Genomic DNA, 24,006 nt, shown 5'->3' with positions numbered 1-24,006 from the left:
CGAATGAGGTTCCGATGGCCGACGACGAGAAGGACGAGAAGCTCGTCGACTACCTCCGGTGGATGGCCGGCGACCTGCGACAGACCCGCCGGCGCCTGGACGAGATCGAGGAGGCGACCCACGAGCCCATCGCCGTCGTGGCGATGAGCTGTCGGCTGCCCGGCGGCGTCCACTCGCCCGAGGAGCTGTGGCGGCTGGTGGCCGACGGCACCGACGCCGTCGCCGGCTTCCCCACGGACCGCGGCTGGGACCTCGACGCGCTCTACCACCCGGATCCGGACCACGCCGGCACCTCCACCACCCGGCACGGCGGATTCGTCGACGGCTACGCGGACTTCGACCCCGCCTTCTTCGGGATCAGTCCGCGCGAGGCCCTGGCCATGGACCCGCAGCAGCGCCTGCTGCTGGAGGTCGCCTGGGAGGCCTTCGAGCGGGCCGGGCTGCCCGCCGAGCGGCTGCGCGGCAGCCGGACCGGTGTCTTCGCCGGGGTGATGTACAATGACTACGGCAGCCGCGTCCGCCGGCCGGACGAGGACACCGAGGGGTACCTCGGCACCGGCAGCGCGGGCAGCGTCGCCTCCGGCCGGGTCGCGTACACCTTCGGCCTGGAGGGCCCGGCCGTCACCATCGACACCGCCTGCTCCTCCTCGCTGGTCGCCCTGCACCTGGCCGCCCAGGCACTGCGCCAGGGCGACTGCGACCTCGCGCTCGCCGGCGGGGTGTCGCTGATGGCGACGCCGGCCACCTTCGTCGGGTTCAGCCGCCAGCGCGGCCTGTCGCCGGACGGCCGGTGCAAGGCCTTCGGGGCGGACGCGGACGGCACCGGCTGGTCGGAGGGCGCCGGACTGCTGCTGCTCGAACGGCTCTCCGTCGCCCGCGCCAACGGCCACCCGGTACTCGCCCTGATCCGCGGCAGCGCGGTCAACCAGGACGGCGCCAGCGGCGCGCTGACCGCCCCCAACGGGCCCGCCCAGCAGCGGGTCATCCGGCAGGCGCTGGACAACGCCCGGCTGCGGCCCGCCCAGATCGACGCGATCGAGGCGCACGGCACCGGCACCACCCTCGGCGACCCGATCGAGGCCCAGGCGCTGCAGGCGGTGTTCCGGGAGGACCGCGCGGCCGACCGGCCGCTCTGGCTGGGCTCGCTCAAGTCCAACCTGGGGCACACCCAGGCCGCGGCGGGCGTCGCCGGGGTGATCAAGACGGTGATGGCGATGCGCCACGGCGTCCTGCCGCGCACCCTGCACGCGGAACGGCCGTCGCCGCACGTGGACTGGTCGGACGGTCCGCTGGAACTGCTCACCGAGGCCCGTCCCTGGCCCGACTCCGACGAGCCGCGCCGGGCCGGCGTCTCCGCCTTCGGCATCAGCGGCACCAATGCGCACGTCCTGCTCGAACAGGCCCCGGACGCCCCTGCCGAGGAGGCCGCTTCCGCGGAGCCGCCCGCACCCGCTTCCGCCGAAACGCCCGCACCGGCCGCCACGGAACCCTCCGCCGCCGAACCCGCCACCGCACAGCCGGCCGCCGCCGAGCCCTCCGGCCTCCCGCCGCTGTGGCTGCTGTCCGCCCGCAGCGCCGAGGTCCTGCCCGCCCAGGCCGAGCGACTGGCCGCGCACCTGCGCGCCGAGCCCGGGCTGGACCCCGGCAGCGTCGGCTGGTCGCTGCTGCGCACCCGGACCGGCTTCGCCCACCGGGCCGCCGTGACCGGCCGGGACCGCTCCGAACTCCTCGCCGGGCTGGACGCCCTGGCGGCCGGCACGCCCGCCGCCCGGGTCGCCCGGTCGCTGGCCGGCTCCGGCCGGACCGCCCTGGTCTTCCCCGGCGCCGGCAGCCAGTGGGTCGGCATGGCCGCCGAACTGCTCGACTCCTCACCGGTGTTCGCCCGCCGCCTGGCGGAGTGCGCCGAGGCGCTCGCCCCGTACGTGGACTGGTCGCTCACCGACGTGCTGCGCGGCGTCCCCGGCGCGCCGGCGCCGCAGCGCACCGACGTCGCCCAACCGGCGCTCTGGGCGGTGATGGTGTCCATGGCCGCGCTCTGGGAGTCCTGCGGAGTCGAGGTGTCCGGGGTGCTGGGCCACTCCCAGGGCGAGATCGCGGCCGCCGCCGTCAGCGGCGCGCTGTCGCTGCCGGACGCGGCCCGGGTGGTGGCGCTGCGTGCCCGGGCCCTGGTGTCGCTCGGCGGCCTCGACGGCGGGATGCTCGCGATGTCCGCCACGCCCGCCGAGGTCCGCGAGCAACTTGCCGAATGGCAGGGCGAGTTGACCATCGCGGTGATCAACGGCCCGCGCTCGGTGGTGGTCGCGGGCCCGAACCGGTCGGTGGAGGAGCTGCGGGCGCGCTGCGAGGCCGACGGAGTCTGGGCCCGGCGCATCCCGCTGGACTACGCCTCGCACACCCCGCAGGTGGAGTCCGTCCGGGACGAACTCACCTCCCTGCTGGGCACGGTGACCGCACACCCGCCCAGGATCCCGATGTACTCGCCGGCCACCGGCGGGCTGCTCGAACCGGGTGCCCAGGACGCCGGGTTCTGGTACCGCAGCCTGCGACAGCCGGTGGAGTTCGAGCGGGCCACCCGCGCCATGCTGGCGGACGGCTTCGACCTGTTCATCGAGTGCGGTCCGCACCCCGTGCTCACCCAGGCCCTGCAGGAGACCGTCGAGGAGGCCGGCACCGAGGCCGTCGTCGTCGCCTCGCTGCACCGCGACCACGGGACACCGGACCGGTTCGCCGAAGCGGTCGCCGAGGCGGTGGCGGGCGGCGCCCGGCTGGACGCCGACCGCTACTTCGGCCCGGCGCGGCGCGTCGACCTTCCCACCTACGCCTTCCGGCGCAGCCGCTACTGGCTGCCCGCCGACGAACCCGCCCCGGCCGGCGCACCGTCCGACGCGGCGGCCCCCGGCGGGCCCGAGGCGGCCTGGCGGCTCGCCGTCACCGAGCCCGGCGACCTCGGCACCCTCGCCCCGGTGCCGGCCCCCGAGGCGGACCTCCCGCTCGGACCGGGCGAGATCAGGGTCGCCGTCCGCGCCGTCGGCCTGCACTTCGGGGACGTCCTGGTCGGACTGGGCCTGGCCCTGCACGGCGAGACCGGCGGCGGGCTGGGGCTGGAGGCCGCGGGCGTGGTCCTGGAGGTCGGCGCCGAGGTCGGCGGACTCGCCGCGGGCGACCGGGTGATGGGCCTGTTCCCGGCCGGCGCCGCCGGCCCGGTCGCGGTCACCGACCACCGGTTGACCTGCGCCCTCCCGGCCGACTGGACCTTCGCGCAGGGCGCCGCCGCGCCGCTCGCCCACCTGACCGCCCACCACGCCCTGGTCGGGCTCGCCGGGCTCCGGTCCGGCGAGACGGTCCTGGTGCACGCCGCGAGCGGCGGCGCCGGCCTGGCCGCCGTCCACCTGGCCCGCCACCTGGGCGCGAGCGTCCTCGCCACCGACCTTCCCGAGCACCGCGAGGCTCTGCGGGCACTGGGCCTGCCGGAGGAGCGCCTCGCCTCCTCGGCCGCTCCCGGCTTCGCGCCGCAGCTGCTCGCCGCCACCGGCGGACGCGGCGCCGACGTCGTCCTGAACTGCCTCGCCGGGGAGTTCACCGACGCCTCCCTGCGGCTGCTGCCGCACGGCGGCCGGTTCGTGGAGACCGGACGGACCGACCGGCGCGACCCCGGGCAGGTCGCCGCCGACCACCCGGGCGTGCGCTACCTGGTCGCCGACCTCGCGGACGCCGGCCCGGACCGCCTGCGGGCCGTCCTCGGCGAGCTGGCGGCGCTGTTCGCGGACGGCACGCTGCCCGCGCCCGCCGTCCCCGACTGGGACGTCCAGCAGGCCGCCGAGGCCTTCGAGCACCTGGGCCGGGCCCGGCACGCGGGCCAGGCGGTGCTCACCCTGCCCGCCGCCGCGCGGCCCGAGCGGCCCGCCCCCCCCCCCCCCCCGGCCCCCGACAGCACCCTGCCGGCCCTCGAACCGGCCGCCCGCCGGGAGTACCTGCTCGACCTGGTGCGCACCGAGATCGCCGCCGTGCTCGGCCACGCCGACGCCCGGGCCATCGGCACCGACCAGCGCTTCCAGGAACTCGGACTCGACTCGCTCACCGCCGTCCAGCTGCGCAACCGGCTGGGCGCGGCGACCGGGCTGCGGCTCACCACGACCCTGGTGTTCGACCACCCCACCCCCCGGGCCGTCGTCGACCACGTCCTCGCCCTCACCGGCGCGGCGACCGGCGAGGGCGCCGACACCCCGTCGAGGCCCGCCGGCGACCCCGCCGAACCGCTCGCGATCGTCGCGATGGCCTGCCGCTTCCCCGGCGACGTCCGCTCCCCGGAGCAGCTCTGGGAGGTCCTGGACTCCGGGGCGGACGTCATCGGCGACTTCCCCACCGACCGCGGCTGGGACTTCGCCGGTCTCTACCACCCCGACCCCGACCGGCCCGGCACCACCTACGCCCGCCAGGGCGGCTTCATCGACACCGTCGCCGACTTCGACGCGGCCTTCTTCGGGATCTCCCCGCGCGAGGCCCTCGCCATGGACCCGCAGCAGCGCCTGCTGCTGGAGACCTCCTGGGAGGCGTTCGAGCGGGGCGGCATCGACCCGGTGGCGACCGCCGCCGGCGGCCCGGTCGGCGTCTTCGTCGGCACCAACGGCCAGGACTACCCCCGGGTGCTGGCCACCGGCAAGGACGACCTGGAGGGGTACATCGGCACGGGCAACACCGCCAGCGTGCTGTCCGGGCGCCTGGCGTACGCCTTCGGCTTCGGCGGGCCGGCCGTCACCGTCGACACCGCCTGTTCCTCCTCCCTGGTGGCGCTGCACTGGGCCGGCCAGGCCCTGCGGCGCGGGGACTGCGATCTGGCGCTGGTGGGCGGTGTCACCCTGATGACCAGTCCGCTGCTGTTCACCGAGTTCAACCGGCAGCGGGTGCTCTCCCCCAGCGGCCGGTGCCGCTCCTTCTCCGCCGACGCGGACGGCACCAGCTGGAGCGAGGGCGTGGCCGTCCTGCTGGTGGAGCGGCTGTCCGACGCCCGGCGCAAGGGCCACCGGGTGCTGGCCGTCGTGCGCGGCTCCGCCATCAACTCCGACGGCGCCAGCAACGGCCTGACCGCGCCCAACGGCCCGGCCCAGGAGCGGGTGATCCGCCGCGCCCTCGCCGACGCCGGGCTGACTCCCGACGACGTGGACGCGGTGGAGGCCCACGGCACCGGCACCCGCCTCGGCGACCCGATCGAGGCCCAGGCCCTGCTCGCCACGTACGGCGCCCGGCGGGCGGCCGAACGGCCGCTGCTGCTGGGCTCGCTCAAGTCCAACCTCGGCCACACCCAGGCCGCTTCAGGCCTCGCGGGCATCATCAAGCTGGTCGAGGCGCTGCGGCACGAACGGCTGCCGAAGACCCTGCACCTGACCGAGCCGACCCCGCACGTCGACTGGTCGAGCGGGGCGGTGCACCTGCTCGACGAGGCCCACGCGTGGCCGCGCACCGCCCGCCCCCGGCGCGGCGGGGTGTCCTCCTTCGGGATCAGCGGCACCAACGCGCACGTCGTCATCGAGGAGCCGCCGGCCGTCGAGCCGGACACCCCGCCTGCCTCGCCCGACACCCCGCCCGCCGCGCCGGACCACCGGGTGGTGCCCTGGACGCTGTCCGCCAGGAGCCCCGAGGCCCTGCGCGACCAGGCGCTGCGGCTGGCCGAGCACCTGACGGCGCACCCGGAGGCCGGCCCGCTGGACGTGGCCTGGTCGCTCGCCACCACCCGCGCCGCGTTGCGGCACCGCGCCGTCGTCCTGGCCGAGGACCGTCCGCGGGCGCTGGCCGCGCTCACCGCGCTGCACGAGGGCCGGGACACCGCCGGGGTGGTGCAGGGGCAGGCCGGCGACGGGCGGCGGACGGCGTTCCTGTTCGCCGGCCAGGGCAGCCAGTCCGTCGGCATGGGGCGCGACCTGCACCAGGGGTACCCGGTCTTCGCCGAGGCCTTCGACGCGGTCTGCGCCGCCCTCGAACCGCACCTGGACCCGGGGGCGCAGCGCCCGCTGCGCGAGGTCGTCCTCGCCGAGCCGGGGGACGAGCGGGCCCGGGAGCTGATCGACCGGACGGCGTACGCGCAGCCCGCGCTGTTCGCCTTCGAGGTGGCGCTGTTCCGGCTGCTGGAGTCCTGGGGAGTCGTCCCGGACCAGCTGGCCGGGCACTCGGTCGGGGAGCTCGCGGCCGCCCACGTGGCGGGCGTGCTCTCGCTCGCCGACGCGGCCGAACTGGTCGCCGCCCGGGGCCGGTTGATGCAGGCGCTGCCGGCCGGCGGGGCGATGGCCGCGGTCGAGGCGGCGCCGGCCGAGCTCGCCGACCTGCTCTCCGGCCGGGACGGCGTGGTCGCGGTCGCCGCGGTCAACGGCCCGCGGGCGAGCGTCCTGTCCGGCGAGCACGCGGCGGTGGCCGAGGTGGTCGAGGTGCTGCGCGGACGCGGGAGCCGGGTGTCCTGGCTGCGGGTCAGCCACGCCTTCCACTCCCCGCTGATGGACCCGATGCTCGCCGAGTTCGAGCGGGTCGCGCGGAAGCTGACCTACCGCGCCCCGCGCATTCCGCTGGTCTCCGCCCTCACCGGCCGGCCGGTGACCGCCGGGGAACCGGCCTCGGCCGACCACTGGGTCCGCCACGTCCGGGACGCCGTGCTCTTCCACGACGCCGTGCTCGGCCTGGCCGAGGCGGGCGCCGAGCTGTTCGTCGAGGTGGGGCCGCAGGGCGCGCTCAGCTCGATGGCCGCCGAGAGCCTGGCCCGCCGGGGCACCGTCGTTCCGGCGCAGCGCCGCGACCGGCCGCAGGAGGCGGCGCTGCTGCTCGCCGCCGCCGAACTGCACGTCCAGGGCATCCCGGTGGACTGGCGGGCGGTGTTCGCCGGGCGCGGCGCGCGCACGGTGGAGCTGCCGACGTACGCCTTCCAGCACACCCGCTACTGGCCGCAGCGCGGCTTCGCCCCCCGGCGCGGTCCGCGCGGCGGCGGGCACCCGGTGCTCGACGCCCTGGTGCGACTGGGCGACAGCGACCGCCTGGTGGGCACCGGCCGGCTCTCCGAGGAGACGGCGCCCTGGCTCGCCGAGCACCGGCTGTTCGACGCCACCGTGGTGCCCGGCACCCTCTACGTCGAGCTGGCGGCGCAGGCCGCCGAGGCCGCGGGCTGCCCGCAGGTCCGGGAGCTGACCCTGCACGCGCCGCTCGTCCTCGGCACGCAGGATGAGGCCGAACTCCAGCTGCTGGTCGAGGAATCCGACCCCTCCGACACCTCCGGCGGCCGCGACCTGCGGCTCTACGCCCGCCTGTACGACGCCACCGGCACGGCGCCGTGGACCCTGCACGCGAGCGGCGTCCTGGCCGCGGACGAGCCGGCCCCGGCGGGCCACGACCTGCGCGCCTGGCCGCCCGCCGGAGCCGAGCCCGTCCCGGTGGACGGCCTGTACGAGGCCTTCGCCGCCCAGGGGGTGGCCTACGGCCCGCTGTTCCGGGGCGTCCGCGCCGCCTGGCGCGAGGGCGACACGCTGTTCGCCGAGGTGGCGCTGCCGGACGGCGCCGACCCGCAGGCCTTCGCCCTGCACCCGGCACTGTGGGACGCCGCCCAGCACCCGGCCGCGATGGACGGCCTGGGTTCCGGCACGGGCGCGGCGGTGCCGTTCTCCTGGTCGGGCGTGCGGGTGCACGCCGCCGGGTCCACCCGGCTGCGGGTGCGGATCGCACCGGCCGGGCCGGAGGCCGTCACCATGGCGATCGCCGACGGCCGGGGCGAGCCGGTGGTGGACGTCGAACGGCTGGCCGCCCGGCGGGCGGACGCGCGGGACCTCGACGCCCGGCAGGCCGACGCGGCGGGAGCGCTCTACCGGATCGACTGGGTGCCGGGCGCGTCCGCCGGGGCGGAGCCGGTCACGCTCCGCTGGCTCGGTGACGGCGCCGCACCGGCCCCGCTCGCCGGGCTCCTCGCCGACGGAGGCGACGGAGGCGACGGGGGCGACGGGGACGCCGGGAACACCGGGGACGCCGATGTCACCCTCGTCCCGGTCACCGCCGACGGCGCCACCGGCCCGGCCGCCACCCTGGCGGCGGTGGAACGGTCGCTCGCCGCGGTGCGCTCCTGGCTGGCCGACGGCGGTTCCGCCCGGGGCCGGCTGGCCCTGCTCACCCGGAACGCCGCCGGCTGCGCCCCGGCCGGGGAGCCCGCCTCGCCGGAGCGGCCCGTCGATCCGGCGCAGTCCGCCGTCTGGGGCCTGGCCCGCGCGGCCCAGGCGGAGTACCCCGACCGGATCGTGCTGGCGGACCTCGACGACGAGGACTCCTCCTGGCACGCCCTGCCCGCCGCCCTGGCCACCGGCGAGTCCCAACTGGCCCTGCGCGCCGGCGCGACGTTCCTCCCCCGGCTCGCCAGGGTGGACGCCCCGGCCGAGCCCGCCGGACTGGATCCGGAGGGCACCGTACTGATCACCGGTGGCACCGGCTCCCTCGGCGCACTGCTCGCCCGCCACCTCGTCACCACCCACGGCGTACGCCACCTCCTGCTCACCAGCCGCAGCGGACCGAACGCCCCCGGCGCCGAACAACTCGCCACCGACCTGCGCGCCACCGGCGCCCACGTCACCGTCACCGCCTGCGACACCGCCGACCCCGACGCCCTCGCCACCCTCCTCGCCGATGTCCCCACCGACCACCCCCTCACCGCCGTCGTCCACGCCGCCGGCGTCCTCGACGACGCCACCCTCACCACCCTCACCCCCGAACACCTCCACCGCACCCTGGGCCCCAAGGCCGACGGCGCCTGGCATCTCCACGAACTGACGAAGCATCAGCACCTCGCCGCCTTCGTCCTGTTCTCCTCCGCTTCGGGGGTCATCGGCTCCGCCGGACAGGGCGCCTACGCCGCCGCCAACGGCTTCCTGGACGGACTCGCCCAGCACCGGGCCGCCGCCGGACTGCCCGCCCTGTCACTGGCCTGGGGCCTGTGGGACCAGACCGACGGCGGAATGGCCGGCGGCCTGACCGAGGCCGAACGCGGGCGCATCATCCGCTCCGGGTTCGGGGCGATCGCCTCCGACACCGGCCTGGCCCTGTTCGACGCCGCCCTCGGGCGGCCCGAACCCCTGCTCGTCCCGGCCCGGTTCGACCTGCCGCTGCTCCAGACCCGCGCCGGCGACCCGGACTTCCCGCCGGTCCTGCGCGGCCTGGTGCGCCCCGCCCGCGCCCGCACCGCCGCCTCCGGCACCGCCACCGGCGCCCCCGCCCGGCAGACCGCCGCCTCGCTCGCCGAGCGGCTGCTCCCGCTGGACGACGCCGAGCGCGAGAGCCTGCTGCTCGACCTCGTGCTCACCCAGACCGCGACGGTGCTCGGCCACAGCTCGCCGCGCGCCGTCGCCCCGGACCGGCCGTTCACCGAATCCGGACTGGACTCCCTCGCCGCCGTGGAGATCCGCGGCCGGCTCGACGCCGCCACCGGCGTGCGCCTGCCCGCCACCGCGGTCTTCGACCACCCGACGCCCGCCGGGCTCGCCGCGCACCTCAGGGACGTCCTCGTCCCCGCCGCACCGAGCCCCGCCGAGGCCGCCCTCGCGGACCTCGACCGGCTGCGCGAGTCGGTCCCGGGCCTCGCCGGGGACCCGGAGGCCGCCGAGCAGGTCCGGCTGCGCCTCAAGGCCCTGCTCGCCGCCTGGGAGCAGGCCACCGCCGACCGGGCCGCGCCCGCACCCGGCGAAGACCCGGACGAGGACGGTGGCGACCTCGACGCCGCCGACATCGCCGCAATGCTCGCCATCATCGACGACGAACTGGGGGACGCCTGATGACGGGCACCGACGAGAAGGTCCTGGACTCGCTCAAGCGGCTCACCGCCGAGCTGCGGCAGACCCGCAGGAAGCTGCGCGAGAACGAGGAGGCGGCCCACGAGCCCATCGCCGTCATCGGCATGGCCTGCCGCTACCCGGGCGGCGTCCGCACGCCGGACGAGCTCTGGCAGCTCGTCGCCCAGGGACGGGACGCCGTCTCCGCCTTCCCCACCGACCGCGACTGGGACCTCGACGCCCTGCGCGGACCGGACGACGCGGCCGGCACCAGCACCGCGCACGCGGGCGGATTCCTCTACGACGTCGCCGACTTCGACCCGGCGCCGTTCGGCATCAGCCCGCGCGAGGCGACCGCGATGGACCCCCAGCAGCGCCTCCTGCTGGAGACCTCCTGGGAGGTCTTCGAGCACGCCGGCATCGACCCGGCCACCCTGCGCGGCAGCCGGACCGGCGTCTACGCCGGGATCATGTACCACGACTACGCGGCCCGGCTGCGCGAGTTGCCCGAGGACGTCATGGGCTACCTCGGCACCGGCAGCGCGGGCAGCATCGCCTCCGGCCGGGTCGCCTACACCTTCGGCCTGGAGGGCCCGGCCGTCACCATCGACACCGCCTGCTCCTCCTCGCTGGTCGCCCTGCACCTGGCCGCCCAGGCACTGCGGGCCGGCGACTGCTCGCTCGCGCTGGCCGGGGGCGCCACCGTGATGGCCTCGCCCCTGCCGTTCGTCGACTTCAGCCGCCAGGAGGGCCTGTCCTCGGACGGCCGCTGCAAGTCCTTCGCGGCCGCGGCCGACGGCACCGGCTGGGCCGAGGGCGTCGGCATGCTCCTGCTGGAGCGGCTCTCCGACGCCCGCGCCAACGGCCACCCCGTGCTCGCCGTGGTGCGCGGCACCGCCGTCAACCAGGACGGCGCCAGCAACGGCCTCACCGCCCCCAACGGCCCCGCCCAGCAGCGGGTGATCCGCCAGGCCCTCGCCGACGCCGGCCTCACCCCCGCCGACGTGGACGCGGTCGAGGCCCACGGCACCGGCACCCGCCTCGGCGACCCGATCGAGGCCCAGGCCCTACTCGCCGTCTACGGCCGGGGCCGCGCCGCCGACCGCCCGCTGCGGCTCGGCTCGCTCAAGTCCAACCTGGGCCACACCCAGGCCGCCGCCGGGGTCGGCGGCGTGATCAAGATGATCCAGGCGATGCGGCACGGCGAACTGCCCCGCACCCTGCACGTCGACGAGCCCACCCCGCACGTCGACTGGTCCGCCGGGGCCGTGGAACTGCTCACCGAGCCGCAGCCGTGGCCGCGCCGCGAGACCCCGCGCCGGGCCGGGGTCTCCTCCTTCGGCTTCAGCGGCACCAACGCCCACGCCGTCATCGAGGAGCCGCCCGCGCCCGAGCGGCAACCGGCGACGGCCGCCGAAGCCCCGCCCGCCGAAGCCCCGCCCGCCGACGGCCTTGCGACCGCCGGGGCCGCCGGGGCCGCCACCGCGCCCACCGCCCTGTGGACGCTGAGCGCCGCCACCGAACCCGCGCTGCGCGCCCAGGCCGGCCGGCTCGCCGCCCACCTGCGCCGCGACCCCGCGCCGGGCCCGACCGACGTCGGCCACGCCCTGCTCACCACCCGCGCCGCACTGGACCACCGCGCCGTCCTGGTCGGTCGTGAGCGGGATTCGCTGCTGCACGACCTGGACGCCTTCGCCGCCGGACGTCCCACCGCCGCTGTGCTGCACGAGCGGGCCGGTACCGGCGGCCTGGCCGTCATGTTCACCGGCGGAGGAAGCCAACGCCCGGGTATGGGACGGGAGTTGTACGATTCCTTCCCGGCCTTCGCGGAGGCCTTCGACGCCGTCTGCGCCGAACTGGACCGGCACCTGCCCACCCCGCTGCGCCCGGCGGTCTTCGACGCCCCCACCGGCGGGCCCTCGCCGCTCGCCGGCCAGGCCTACGCCCAGCCCGCGCTGTTCGCCGTCGAGGTGGCGCTGTTCCGGCTGTTCGCCTCCTGGGGCGTGCGGCCCGACCACGTCCTCGGCCACTCGGGCGGCGAACTCGCGGCCGCCCACGTCGCGGGCGTCCTCGACCTGCCGGACGCCGCCGCCCTGGTCGCCGCCCGCGGCCGGCTCACCCAGGCGCTGGCCCCGGGCGGGGCGATGGTCGCGGTCGCCGCGTCGGAGGAGGAGGTCCGCCCGCTGCTCACCGCCGGCGCCGAGATCGCCGCGATCAACAGCGCGGACGCGGTGGTCCTCTCCGGCGACGAGCAGCCCGTCCTCGCCCTCGCCGCGCACTTCACCGCCCTCGGCCGCAAGACGCGTCGGCTGAACGTCAGTTACGCCTCCCACTCGGCCCGGGTGGACCCGATGCTGGCCGAGTTCCGGCAGATCGCCGCCGGCCTGGAGCCGCGGCCGCCCCGGATCGGCTTCGTCTCCACCGTCACCGGCGAGCCCGCCACCGGGGCCGAGCTCCGCACCCCCGAGTACTGGGTGCGCAACGCGCGCCGGCCCGTCCGGTTCGCCGACGCCGTCCGGCACCTGGAGGCCCAGGGCACCCGCACCTTCCTCGAACTCGGCCCGGAGGCCGCCCTCACGCCCATGGCGGAGGCCTGCTTCACCGAGGCCGGCTCCGCCGCCGTCCCCGCCCAGCGCGCGGACCGCGACCAGGCCGTCGAGGTCACCACCGCCCTCGGCCGGCTGCACGCGCGCGGCACCGCGATCGATCGGCCGGCGTACCACCGGGACGGCGGCGCCCGCCGGGTCGACCTGCCGACCTACGCCTTCCAGCGGGAACGGCACTGGCTGGAGGCCCCGGCCGGGAACCGACTCGACGTCACCCCGGCCGGACTCGGCTTCCCCGACCACCCGCTGCTCGGCGCCAGCATCGTCGTCGCCGACTCCGAGGAGTTCCTGTTCACCGGACGGCTGGATCTGCGGACCCAGCCGTGGCTGGCCGACCACACCGTCGGCGACGCCGTCCTGCTGCCCGGCACCGCCTTCGTCGAACTCGCCCTGCGGGCCGGCGAACAGGCGGACTGCGACCACCTCGACGAACTCACCCTCACCGCACCGCTGGTCGTCCCGGCGCAGGGCGCCGTCACCTTGCAGATCCGCCTCGGCGCGCCCGACCGGGCCGGCCGCCGCGCGGCCGAGGTGTACGCCCGCGAGGAGGACGCCCTGCCCGGGCGGCCCTGGACCAGGCACGCCTCCGGATCGGTGTCGGCCGGCTCCCCGGCCACCCGCTCCCCGCTCGACTCCCGCTCCCCGCTCACCACCTGGCCCCCGACCGGCGCCGAAGCCCTCGAGATGGAGGGCCTGTACCAGCGCCTCGCCGCCGAGGGACTGCGCTACGGCCCGGCCTTCCAGGGGCTGCGGGCCGCCTGGCGGCGGGACGACGAGCTGTTCGCCGAGGTCGTCCTGGACGCCGAGCAGGACGGCGCGGCCGGCGCCTACGGGCTGCACCCCGCCCTCCTCGACGCCGCGCTGCACGCCTTGGGCCTCGGCACGCTCCCCGGCGCCCCGGAGAGCGCGAGCCTGCCGTTCGACTGGCGCGGCGTCGCCCTGCACGGCGTCGGCGCCACCACCCTGCGGGTCCGGCTCACCCCGGCCGGGCCGGGCGCGGTCGCCCTGGAGGCCGACGACGCCTCCGGCCGGCCCGTCCTCACCGTGGAGTCGCTGCTGCTGCGGCCCGCCGGCCGGCTCGCCACCACCGGGGCCACCGCGCGCGAACCGCTGCTCCACCTGATCTGGACGGATCCGCAGCCGCACGACCTCGCGACACCGGGCCGGACCGGACTGCTCACCGACGCCCTCGGCTCCACCGCGCCACCGCCCGACACCCTGGTGCTCCCGCTCCTCGACGCCCCGACCGAGCGCCGGCCCGACCGCGCGGCGGCCGAGTCCACCGCCCGGACCCTCGGCCTCGTGCAGGCCTGGCTCGCCGACGACCGGTTCGCCGACACCCGCCTCGTCGTCGTCACCGGCGGCGCGGTGGCCGTCGGGCCGGAGGAGGACGTCCACGACCTGCCGCGCGCCGCCGACCGGGGCCTGCTGCGCTCCGCCCAGTCGGAACACCCGGGCCGGATCGTCCTCGTGGACACCGACGCACCGGACGACTGGCCCGCGGACCTCGCCCGGGCGCTCGGCGCCCAGGAGCCGAGCGTCGCCCTGCGCCGGGGCCGGCTGCTGATCCCCCGGCTGGCACCCGCCCCCGAGGCCGTCTCCGACGCCGCCCCCGACCGGCCCGCGCCCGGGCTGGATCCGGAGGGCACCGTACTGATCACCGGTGGCACCGGCTCCCTCGGCGCACTGCTCGCCCGCCACCTCGTCACCACCCACGGCGTACGCCACCTCCTGCTCACCAGCCGCAGCGGACCGAACGCCCCCGGCGCCGGACAACTCGCCAGCGACCTGCGCGCCACCGGCGCCCATGTCACCGTCACCGCCTGCGACACCGCCGACCCCGACGCCCTCGCCACCCTCCTCACCACCGTCCCCACCGACCACCCCCTCACCGCCGTCGTCCACGCCGCCGGCGTCCTCGACGACGCCACCCTCACCACCCTCACCCCCGAACACCTCGACGCCGTCCTCCGCCCCAAGGCCGACGGCGCCTGGCACCTCCACGAACTGACGAAGCATCAGAACCTCGCCGCCTTCGTCCTGTTCTCCTCCGCCGCCGGCCTCCTCGGCGCCCCCGGACAGGCCAACTACGCCGCCGCCAACGGCTTCCTGGACGCCCTCGCCCAGCACCGGGCCGCCGCCGGACTGCCCGCCCTGTCACTGGCCTGGGGCCTGTGGGAGGGCGCCTCCGGCATGGTCACGGGCGTCGACGACGCCTCCCGCCGCCGGCTCGCCGCCCTCGGCATGCGGCCCATCCCCGCCGCCGAGGGGCTGGCCCTGTTCGACGCCGCCCTCGCCGGCACCGAGCCGCTGGCCGCGCCGCTCCACCTGGCCCCGCACGGCCTCGACGGCGACACCGTGCCGCCGCTGCTGCGCGCCCTGGCCCGCCCCCGGCGCCGGCGGCGCCGCGCGGCCTCCTCGGCACGCCCCGCCCCGACCGGCCTCGCCCAGCGGCTCGCCGCCCTGCCCGCGGCCGAGCGGCTGCGCGAACTGACCGAGCTGGTCCGCGCCGAGACCGCCGCCGTCCTCGGCTACCGGAGCCCGCAGGACGTCCCCGACGACCGCGCGTTCTCCGAGCTCGGCTTCGACTCGCTCGCGGCCGTCGACCTGCGCAACCGCCTCGGCGCCGCCACCGAGCTGCGGCTGCCGACCACCACCGTGTTCGACCACCCCACCCCCGGCGCCCTCGCCGTACGGCTGCGCGACCTGCTCCTCGGCGCCGCCGAGCAGGCAACCCCCGGCATCGCCGCGGGCACCGCCGCCCGCCTCGCCGACGAGCCGATCGCGATCGTCGGCATGGCCTGCCGCTACCCCGGCGGAGTGACCTCCCCCGAGGAGCTGTGGCAGCTCGTCCTGGCCGACCGGGACGCCACCGGCGACATGCCCCGCGACCGCGGCTGGGACATCGACGGGCTGTACCACCCCGAGCCCGGCCGGCGCGGCTCCTTCTACACCCGCCGCGGCGGCTTCCTGGCCGACGTCGCCGACTTCGACGCCGGGTTCTTCGGCATCAGCCCGCGCGAGGCCCTCGCCATGGACCCGCAGCAGCGGCTGCTGCTCGAAGTCTCCTGGGAGGTGTTCGAGCGGGCCGGCCTGGACCCCCTGGCGATGCGCGGCAGCGACACCGGGGTCTTCACCGGCGTGATGTACCACGACTACGGCTCCTGGGCGCAGCGCACCCCCGAGGGCGTCGAGGGCTACCTCGGCGCAGGGACCGCCGGCAGCGTCGCCTCCGGCCGGGTCGCCTACACGCTGGGCCTCGAAGGGCCCGCGGTGACCGTGGACACCGCCTGCTCCTCGTCCCTGGTCGCCCTGCACCTGGCCGCCCAGGCACTGCGGGCCGGCGAGTGCTCGCTCGCGCTGGCCGGCGGCGCCACCGTGATGGCGACGCCCGGCCCCTTCGTCGAGTTCAGCCGCCAGCGCGGCCTCGCTCCGGACGGGCGGTGCAAGTCCTTCGCCGCCGGCGCCGACGGCACCGGCTGGGCCGAGGGCGTCGCCGTGCTGCTGGTCGAGCGGCTCTCCGACGCCCGCCGCAACGGCCACCCGGTGCTCGCCGTGGTGCGCGGCACCGCCGTCAACCAGGACGGCGCCAGCAACGGCCTCACCGCCCCCAGCGGCCCCGCCCAGCAGCGGGTGATCCGCCGGGCGCTCGCCGTCGCCGGACTGACGGCGGGACAGGTCGACGCGGTCGAGGCGCACGGCACCGGCACCGTCCTGGGCGACCCGATCGAGGCCCAGGCCCTGCTCGACACGTACGGCCGTGAGCACACCGCGGACCGGCCGCTGTGGCTGGGCTCGCTCAAGTCCAACCTCGGCCACACCCAGGCCGCCGCCGGGGTCGGCGGCGTGATCAAGATGGTCCAGGCGATGCGGCACGGCGTCCTGCCCCGCACCCTGCACGTCGACGAGCCCACCCCGCACGTGGACTGGTCCGCCGGCGGGATGCGACTGCTGACCGAGCCCACCCCCTGGCCCACCACCGGCGAGCCCCGCCGGGCCGGGGTGTCCTCCTTCGGAATCAGCGGCACCAACGCCCACGCCGTCCTGGAACAGGCCCCGGACGAGGCCGCCTCCGCCACCGGGCCGACCCCGGCTCCTGCCCCGGCACCCGCTGTCGTCCCCGCGTCCGCGCCGTGGCTGCTGTCCGGGCGCACCCCGCAGGCCCTGCGCGGCCAGGCCAGGCGCCTGCTCGAACACCTCCGCGCACACCCCGACACCCCCGACGCCGACCTCGCCCTCAGCCTGGCCACCACCCGGGCCGCCCTCCCGCACCGCGCGGCCGTCCTCGGCGCCGACCGGGCCGGCCGTCTGGCGGCCCTGGCAGGACTCGCCGACGACGGCGCCGCGCCCGGCACCCCGACCGGGCGGGCCGACGGCGGACGGGTGGCCTTCCTGTTCAGCGGCCAGGGCAGCCAGCGGCCCGCCATGGGCCGTGAACTCGCCGCCGTGGATTCCGAGTTCGCCACCGTCCTGGACGAGGTCTGCGCGGTCTTCGACCCCCTGCTCGACCGACCGCTGGGCGAGCTCCTCGCCGCCGAGCCCGGCACCGAGGCCGCCGCCCTCCTGGACCGGACCGAGTACACCCAGCCGGCCCTGTTCGCCGTCCAGGTGGCCCTGTTGCGGCGCCTCGCCGCCTGGGGCGTACGGCCGGACGTGCTGTCCGGGCACTCCATCGGCGAACTCGCGGCCGCCCACGCGGCGGGCGTCCTCGACCTGCCGGACGCCGCCGCCCTGGTCGCCGCCCGCGGCCGGCTGATGCAGGCGCTGCCGGACGGCGGGGCGATGGCCGCGGTCGACGCCCCGGAGGAGGAGGTCCTGCCGCTGCTCACCGACCGGATCGCCCTCGCCGCCGTCAACGGCCCGTCCTCGGTCGTGCTGTCCGGCGACGCCGACGCCCTGGAGGAGCTGCTCGCCCGGCTGACCGACGCCGGTCACCGCACCAGGCGACTGCGGGTGAGCCACGCCTTCCACTCCCCACGGATGGACGGCATGCTCGACGAGTTCCGGCGGGTCGCCGAGGGCCTCACCTTCCGGGAACCCTCCCGGCCCGTCGTCTCCGGTGCGACCGGCCGGACCGCCACCGCCGCCGAGCTGCGCTCGCCCGAGTACTGGGTACGCCAACTCCGGCAGCCGGTCAGGTTCCTGGACGCCGTCCGGCGCCTGGAGGCCGACGGTGTGACCACCTTCGTCGAACTCGGCCCCGGCGCCACGCTCACCGCCCTGGTCCGGGACTGCCTGACCGATCGGGAGCGCGCCTCGGTCGCGCTGCTGCGTCCCGGCACACCGGAGCCGCAGGCCCTCACCACGGCCGTCGCCGAACTGCACGTCCGGGGCGTCGCCGTCGACTGGACGGCCGTCCACGCCGGTTCGGGCGCCCGCCGGGTCGAGTTGCCGACCTACGCCTTCCAGCGCCTGCGGTACTGGCTGCCGGCCGGCCCTCCGCAGGGCGACGACCGCCACCACCCGCTGCTCTCCGCCGCCATCGCCGCCCCCGGCCTCGACGGCACGGTGTTCACCGGCACGCTGGACGCCCGCGCCCTGCCCTGGCTGGCCGAGCACCGGATCGGCGGCACGGCGGTCCTGCCCGGCTCCGCCTTCGTCGAGCTGGCCCTGCGCGCGGGCGGCGAACTCGGCTGCCCCGCCGTGGAGGAGCTGGTGGTCCAGGCCCCGCTCGCGGTGCCCGAGGGCGACGCGGTGCCGCTGCGGCTCTCCGTCCGGCCGCCGGACGAGACCGGCCGACGGACCTTCAGCCTCTTCGCCCGCGCCGTCGACGACACATCCGACACCGACACATCCGACACCGATGCGGCCGGCACCGATGCGGCCGCCGCCTCGGCCGCCGACGAGCGGTGGACCCCGCACGCCACCGGCACCCTGGCCCCCGCCGACCCGGCGGTCCCGGCCGAACCGGCGGAACCGGCCGACCGGGACGCCCCCTGGCCGCCCGTCGGCGCACAGCCCGTCGACCTCACCGACCTGTACCGGCACCCCGCCGAGGCCGGGCTGTCATACGGCCCGAGCTTCCAGGGCCTGCGCGCCGCCTGGCGCTCCGGGGACGAGCTCTTCGCCGAGGTCGCGCTGCCCGACACCACTGCCGACGCCACTGCCGCCACCGCCCTCGACGCCACGCCCGACACCTTCGCCCTCCACCCGGCCCTGCACGACGCGGCCCTCCAGGCCCTCGGCCTGCCCCGGGACGGCGCGGCCGCACCGGCCGTCCTGCCCTTCTCCTGGCGCGGCGTCCGGCTGCACCGCACCGGCGCACGGGCCCTGCGGGTCCGACTGACCCCGGACGGCGACACGGTGGCCGTCGAGCTGACCGACCCGACCGGCGCCCCGGTCGCCTCCGTCGAGGCCCTGACCCTCCGCCCGGTCGCCGCCTCGGGCCTCGCCCTGGGCCTCGGCCCCGACCGCGCAGCCCTGCGGCGCCTCGCCTGGGAGCCGCTCACCGCCGCCCCCGGCCCCACCACTGCCGCCACCACCGGCCCCGGCGCCCCTGACCCGATCACCTGGACGGTCCTCGGTCCGGCCGACACCCCACCGCCCGGGAGCTACCGGCGCGCCCCCGACCTCGACTCCGTGCCCGACGACGCCGAGGCCGTCGTCCTGGTCCCGTTCCTCGACGCGCACCAGCCCGTCGACCCGGCCCCGGTGTCCCGGGCGCTGGAGCTGGTCCAGGCCTGGCTCTCCGACACCCGGTGGAAGAGCTCCCGGCTGGTCGTGCTCACCCGAGGCGCCGTCGCCGCCTCACCCACCGAGGACGTCCCCGACCTCGCCCACGCCCCGCTCTGGGGCCTGCTGCGCTCGGCCGCCGCCGAACACCCGGGCCGTTTCGGCCTGGTGGACGTGGACGGCACCGAGGCGTCCTGGCAGGCGCTGCCGACGGCCGTCGCCGCCGAGGCCGCCCAGGTGGCGATCCGGGACGGCGCAGCGCACGCCCCCCGGCTGACGCCCCTCACCCCTCCCGCCACCGCCACCGGCCCCGCCGGCCCCGACAGCCCCGCCGACCCCGACAGCCTGGGCTTCGCCCCCGAGGGCACCGTCCTGATCACCGGCGCCGCCGGCGCCCTCGGCGGTCTGACCGCCCGGCACCTGGCGACCGCCCACGGCGTACGGCACCTGCTGCTCGTCGGCCGCCGCGCCGACGACACCCGGCTGACCGCCCTCGCCGCCGAACTGGAACGGATCGGCGCCACGGCCACCGTGGCCGGCTGTGACGTCGGCGACCGCGCCGACCTGGCTCGCGTCCTGGCCACCGTCCCCACCGGGCACCCGCTCACCGCGGTCGTCCACTGCGCGGGCGTCCTGGACGACGGCGTGGTCTCCGCCCTCACCCCGGAGCGGCTCGTCCGCACCCTGCACGCCAAGGCCCGGTCCGCCTGGCACCTGCACGACCTGACGCTCGGCGACGACCTCGCCGCCTTCGTCCTCTTCTCCTCCGCCGCCGGCGTACTCGGCGCCCCCGGCCAGGCCAACTACGCCGCCGCCAACACCTTCCTGGACGCCCTCGCCCACCACCGCCGGCACCTCGGACTGCCCGCCCACTCCCTGGCCTGGGGCCCCTGGGACCAGGGCGGCGGCGGCATGGCGGGCACCGGTGAACTGGAGCGCCTCAGCCGCAACGGTGTCCGGGCCTTCACCCCCGCCCAGGGCCTCGCCCTGCTCGACGCCGCCCTCACCAGCGCGGCCGCGGACCCCGTCCTCGTGCCGCTCCGCACCGACCCCGCACACCGCCTCCCCGGCACCACCGGCATCGCCGGCACCGCCCCCGCAACGGTGGAGACCGACCTGACGTCCGTCGTGCGCACCGAGGTCGCGGCCGTCCTGGGCTTCCCGTCCCCCGAGGTCGTCGACGAGCACAGCTCGCTGCCCGAACTCGGCCTCGACTCGCTCACCGCCGTCGAACTGCGCAACCGACTCGACGCCGCCACCGGTCTGCGCCTGGCCGCCACCGTGGCCTTCGACCATCCCACCCTCCCGGCCCTGGTCGACCACCTGCGCGCCCGACTGGCCACCCGTACCGCCGCCCCTGTCCTCACCCCGACTCCCACCGACACCGGTACCGACGCCGACGCCGCCACCGCCGCCGCCACCACCGGCACCACCGGCACCACCGGCACCACCGGCACCACCGGCAGCATCGACACCACTGCCGCCCTCACCGCCCTCGCCGCCCTCTTCCAGCAGGCCCGCGGCACCGGCCGCATCCTGGAGGGGATCGGCCTCCTGCGCACGGCCTCCCGCTTCCTGCCCGCCTTCCGCACCCCCGCCGAGCTGCCCGCGCCACCCCGGCCCGTCCGGCTCGCGGCCGGCCCGACCGACCCGGCGCTGATCTGCCTGCCCGCCGTCGTCGCCCACTCGGGGCCGCACCAGTTCGCCCGGTTCGCCGGCGCCCTGCGCGGCCTGCGCGAAGTGGTGGCGCTGCCGCAGCCCGGCTTCCTACCCGGCGACCCGCTGCCGGCGGACCTCGAGGCGGTCGTCGCCGCCCAGACCGAGGCCGTCCTGCGGTACACCGACGGCGCCCCGGTCGCCCTGCTCGGCTACTCCTCCGGCGGCTGGGTCGCCCACGCGGTGGCCGCCCGCCTCGAAGCGTCCGGCCGGGGCCCGCGGGCCCTCGTCCTGCTCGACACCTACCTGCAGGGCGACACCGACGACACCCTGGCCACCGCCTTCACCGACGGCCTGTTCGCCCGCCGGGCGGAGGACGACTCGACTGCCGAGCCGCACTCCCTCACCGCCATGGGCGCCTACTTCCGGGTGTTCGAGGACTGGAACCCCGGCCCCGTCACCACCCCCACCCTCTTCCTGCGCGCCACCGACACCCTGCCCGGCACCACGCCCCCGGCGACGTCCTGGGCCGGTACCGCCACCGTGCGGGAGACCCCGGGAGACCACTTCTCCCTCCTCGAGGAGCACGCCGCTCCCACCGCCCGAGCCGTCCACAGCTGGCTCACCCGCCCGCTGACCAACGAACAGGAGCCGACCCCATGACCGAAGTCACCCCCGAGCTGGTCGAGAAGGCCTACGTCGCACTGATCTCCTGCGACCGCACCGAGGCCGCCCAGTACTGGTCCGAGGACGTCCGCTTCTCCGTCCCCGGCCGCCACCTCCAAGCCGGCTGGCACGTCGGTCTGGACGCCCTCCTGTCCTTCCGCCGCGCCCTCACCGAGACCGCCGGCGGCAACTTCGAGGTCGAACTGCTCACCTCGATGATCAGCGGCAACCAGAACATGGACGTCGTCCACGTCCACGCCGTCCGCCCCGGCGCCCCGGAGGGCAGCACCTCCCCCTACGACGTCCTCGACGCCCGCGGCGTCCAGGTCTTCCACTGGGAGAACGGCCTGATCGTCGAGGGCCACGCCGGCTTCTTCGGCGACGGCGCCACCAACTACGACCAGTGGTGGTCCCCCCTCGACGGCACCGGCGAACGCCGCTACGCCTGACCCGCCCTTCCGGCGTCCCACCCGGGACGCCGGAAGGCCCCGGCCCACCCGCCCGGCCGCCCGCACCTCAGGCCGACGCGCCGTCCCTCACCCCCCGCGTCGCGGCCACCGGCGCGGCCTGCGGCTTCGCCGGGGTGCGCAGCACCGTCACCGCGACCACCAGGGCGCCGAGCACGAAGCAGGCGGCGACCCGGAAGGCGAGCTGGTAGCCACTGGTGTAGGCGGTCCCGGGGGCCGTGCCGTCGGCGATCAGGTTCCCGGCGCGCGAGGCGGCCAGGGTGCTGAGGATCGCCAGCCCGAGGGCGGCGCCGACCTGCTGCACGGTGTTGAACACGCCCGACGCGAGACCGGAGTCCTGCGGGGTCGCGCCCGACATGGCCAGGCCGGCCAGCGCGGGCATCGCCATGCCGAACCCGATGCCGAGCAGCAGGGTGGCGGGGAAGACGTCGGTGACGTAGGCGCCGTCCGCCGAGACCTGCCCCAGGGCGCCGAGCCCGATCGCCATCAGCACCAGCGCGACCAGCAGCACCGGCTTGGCGCCGAACCGCGCGATCAGGCGGGGCGAGAGGAACAGCGACATCAGACCGATCAGCACCGACACCGGCACCACGCCGAAGCCGGTCCGCACCTGGTCGAAGCCGAGCACGTTCTGCATGTACAGCACGGCCAGGAACTGGAAGCTGAACATGCCGGAGATCAGCAGGGTGTGGGTGCCCAGCGCGCCCGAGACGTTGCGCAGCCGGAACATCCGCGGCGGCAGCAGCGGAGCCTCGGCCTTCAACTGGCGGACCACGAACGCGACGATCAGGGCCAGCGAGCCGAGGCCGAACCCGAGGGTGTGGCCGGAGCCCCACCCGTGGTCCGCCGTCCCGACGATGGTGTAGACGGCGCCCATCAGGGCCGATGTGATCAGCACCGCGCCGACCACGTCGGTGCCCCTGCCCAGCCCGGTACCGCGCTCCGCGCCGAGCTTGCGGACGGCCGTGAGGACGGCCACCACACCGATCGGCACGTTCACGAAGAAGATCCAGTGCCAGCCGATGCTCTGGGTCAGCACACCGCCCGCGAGCAGGCCGATGGTGCCCCCGGCGGACTGGACGAAGCTGTAGACGCCGATCGCCTTGGCCCGCTCCCCGGGCTCGGTGAACATCGTCACGATCACCGCGAGGGTGACCGAGGAGGTCACCGCGCCGCCCACGCCCTGGACGAACCGCGAGACCAGCAGCATCCCCGGGCTCTGCGCCAGCCCGCACAGCAGCGAGGCCACGGTGAAGACGCTCAGCCCCGCGACGAAGACCCGCTTGCGGCCGACGAGGTCGCCGAAGCGACCGGACAGGAGCAGCAGCCCTCCGAAGGGGATCAGGTACGCGTTCACCACCCAGGCCAGACTCGACTGGCTGAACCCGAGATCCCCCTGGATCGACGGCAGCGCCACGTTCACGATCGTGCCGTCGAGGATCACCATCAACTGCCCCGCGCACAGGATGGCCAACGCCGACCACCGCGACACCGACCGACCCGGCGACACCACCTCAGGCGACATGCCTGCCCACCTCTCCTTAGGGCACTTCTTGTAACAGTGCCCATCATGTGTGACCATGACCGCGGCCGGAAGGAGGCACTTCAATGTCCCGCAGTCACACGGATGTGACGGCCCACCAGGGCGGCGTCGCGTGCACGGTCAGCGAGGTCATCGACCGCGTGGCCGGCAAATGGAGCATCGGCATCCTGGTCGCCGCCGCCGAAGGCCCGGTCAGGTTCAGCGAGTTGGAGCGCCAGATCACCGGCATCAGCCGCCGCATGCTCACCCTGAACCTGCGCAAGCTGGAACGGGAGGGCCTCCTGATCCGCACGGTCTACCCCACCGTCCCGCCCCGCGTCGAATACACCTGCACCGACATGGCCCTCGAGCTCCACGAAACCCTCTCCACCCTCGTCACCTGGGCCGAACGCCACGCCCCCGACATCGCCAAGGCCCACGCCACCTACGACGCGGCCCACACGGCACCCCGACAGCCCGCCTGATCCGAAACCGTCTCAAGTCGCCGATGTCAGCCATCGCGGTCCTCCACCCGCCCGGAGCCCATCCGCGGTCCGCCCTGCCGTTGTAGGTTTGGCCCTGTCATCAGCGCGGCCCGCCGGGCTTCCCTCCAGGGACATGCCCCCACCCGCACGAGT

The 24,006-nt window shown here is 76.7% G+C and carries 5 protein-coding genes; 4 read left to right on the top strand and 1 reads right to left on the bottom strand.

What is annotated here, in order from left to right; genetic code table 11:
• Nucleotides 1-14 precede the first annotated feature (14 nt).
• The 3 genes from ABZ449_RS26545 to ABZ449_RS26535 are packed head-to-tail and all read left to right on the top strand — an operon-like array spanning nucleotide 15 to nucleotide 21,828.
• Nucleotides 15-9,782 (top strand): SDR family NAD(P)-dependent oxidoreductase, encoded by a 9,768-nt coding sequence (locus ABZ449_RS26545; RefSeq protein ID WP_360350674.1) that lies wholly within the window; start codon nucleotides 15-17, stop codon nucleotides 9,780-9,782.
• Nucleotides 9,782-21,376, top strand: a complete 11,595-nt coding sequence (locus ABZ449_RS26540) for an SDR family NAD(P)-dependent oxidoreductase (RefSeq protein ID WP_360350671.1) — start codon at nucleotides 9,782-9,784, stop codon at nucleotides 21,374-21,376. The genes ABZ449_RS26545 and ABZ449_RS26540 overlap by 1 nt, the downstream gene beginning before the upstream one ends.
• On the top strand, nucleotides 21,373-21,828 hold the full coding sequence (locus ABZ449_RS26535) for a nuclear transport factor 2 family protein (protein ID WP_360350668.1): 456 nt from the start codon (nucleotides 21,373-21,375) through the stop codon (nucleotides 21,826-21,828). The genes ABZ449_RS26540 and ABZ449_RS26535 overlap by 4 nt, the downstream gene beginning before the upstream one ends.
• A gap of 67 nt (nucleotides 21,829-21,895) precedes the next feature.
• Here ABZ449_RS26535 and ABZ449_RS26530 read toward each other — a convergent pair whose 3' ends face one another.
• Nucleotides 21,896-23,371 carry an MFS transporter gene (locus tag ABZ449_RS26530; protein ID WP_360350665.1) on the bottom strand — a complete coding sequence of 492 codons (1,476 nt, stop codon included), beginning with the start codon at nucleotides 23,369-23,371 and terminating at the stop codon, nucleotides 21,896-21,898.
• An 83-nt stretch (nucleotides 23,372-23,454) separates the two neighbouring features.
• Here ABZ449_RS26530 and ABZ449_RS26525 point away from each other — a divergent pair, with 83 nt between their 5' ends.
• On the top strand, nucleotides 23,455-23,853 hold the full coding sequence (locus ABZ449_RS26525) for a helix-turn-helix domain-containing protein (RefSeq protein ID WP_360350662.1): 399 nt from the start codon (nucleotides 23,455-23,457) through the stop codon (nucleotides 23,851-23,853).
• The last annotated feature ends 153 nt before the right edge of the window (nucleotides 23,854-24,006 follow it).

Origin of the sequence: Kitasatospora sp. NPDC005856, from assembly GCF_040629945.1 — a bacterium.
In the GTDB taxonomy this organism is placed as follows: domain Bacteria; phylum Actinomycetota; class Actinomycetes; order Streptomycetales; family Streptomycetaceae; genus Kitasatospora.
Note: the sequence above shows the minus strand (reverse complement) of the source record. Positions and strands in the feature narration are given on the sequence as shown.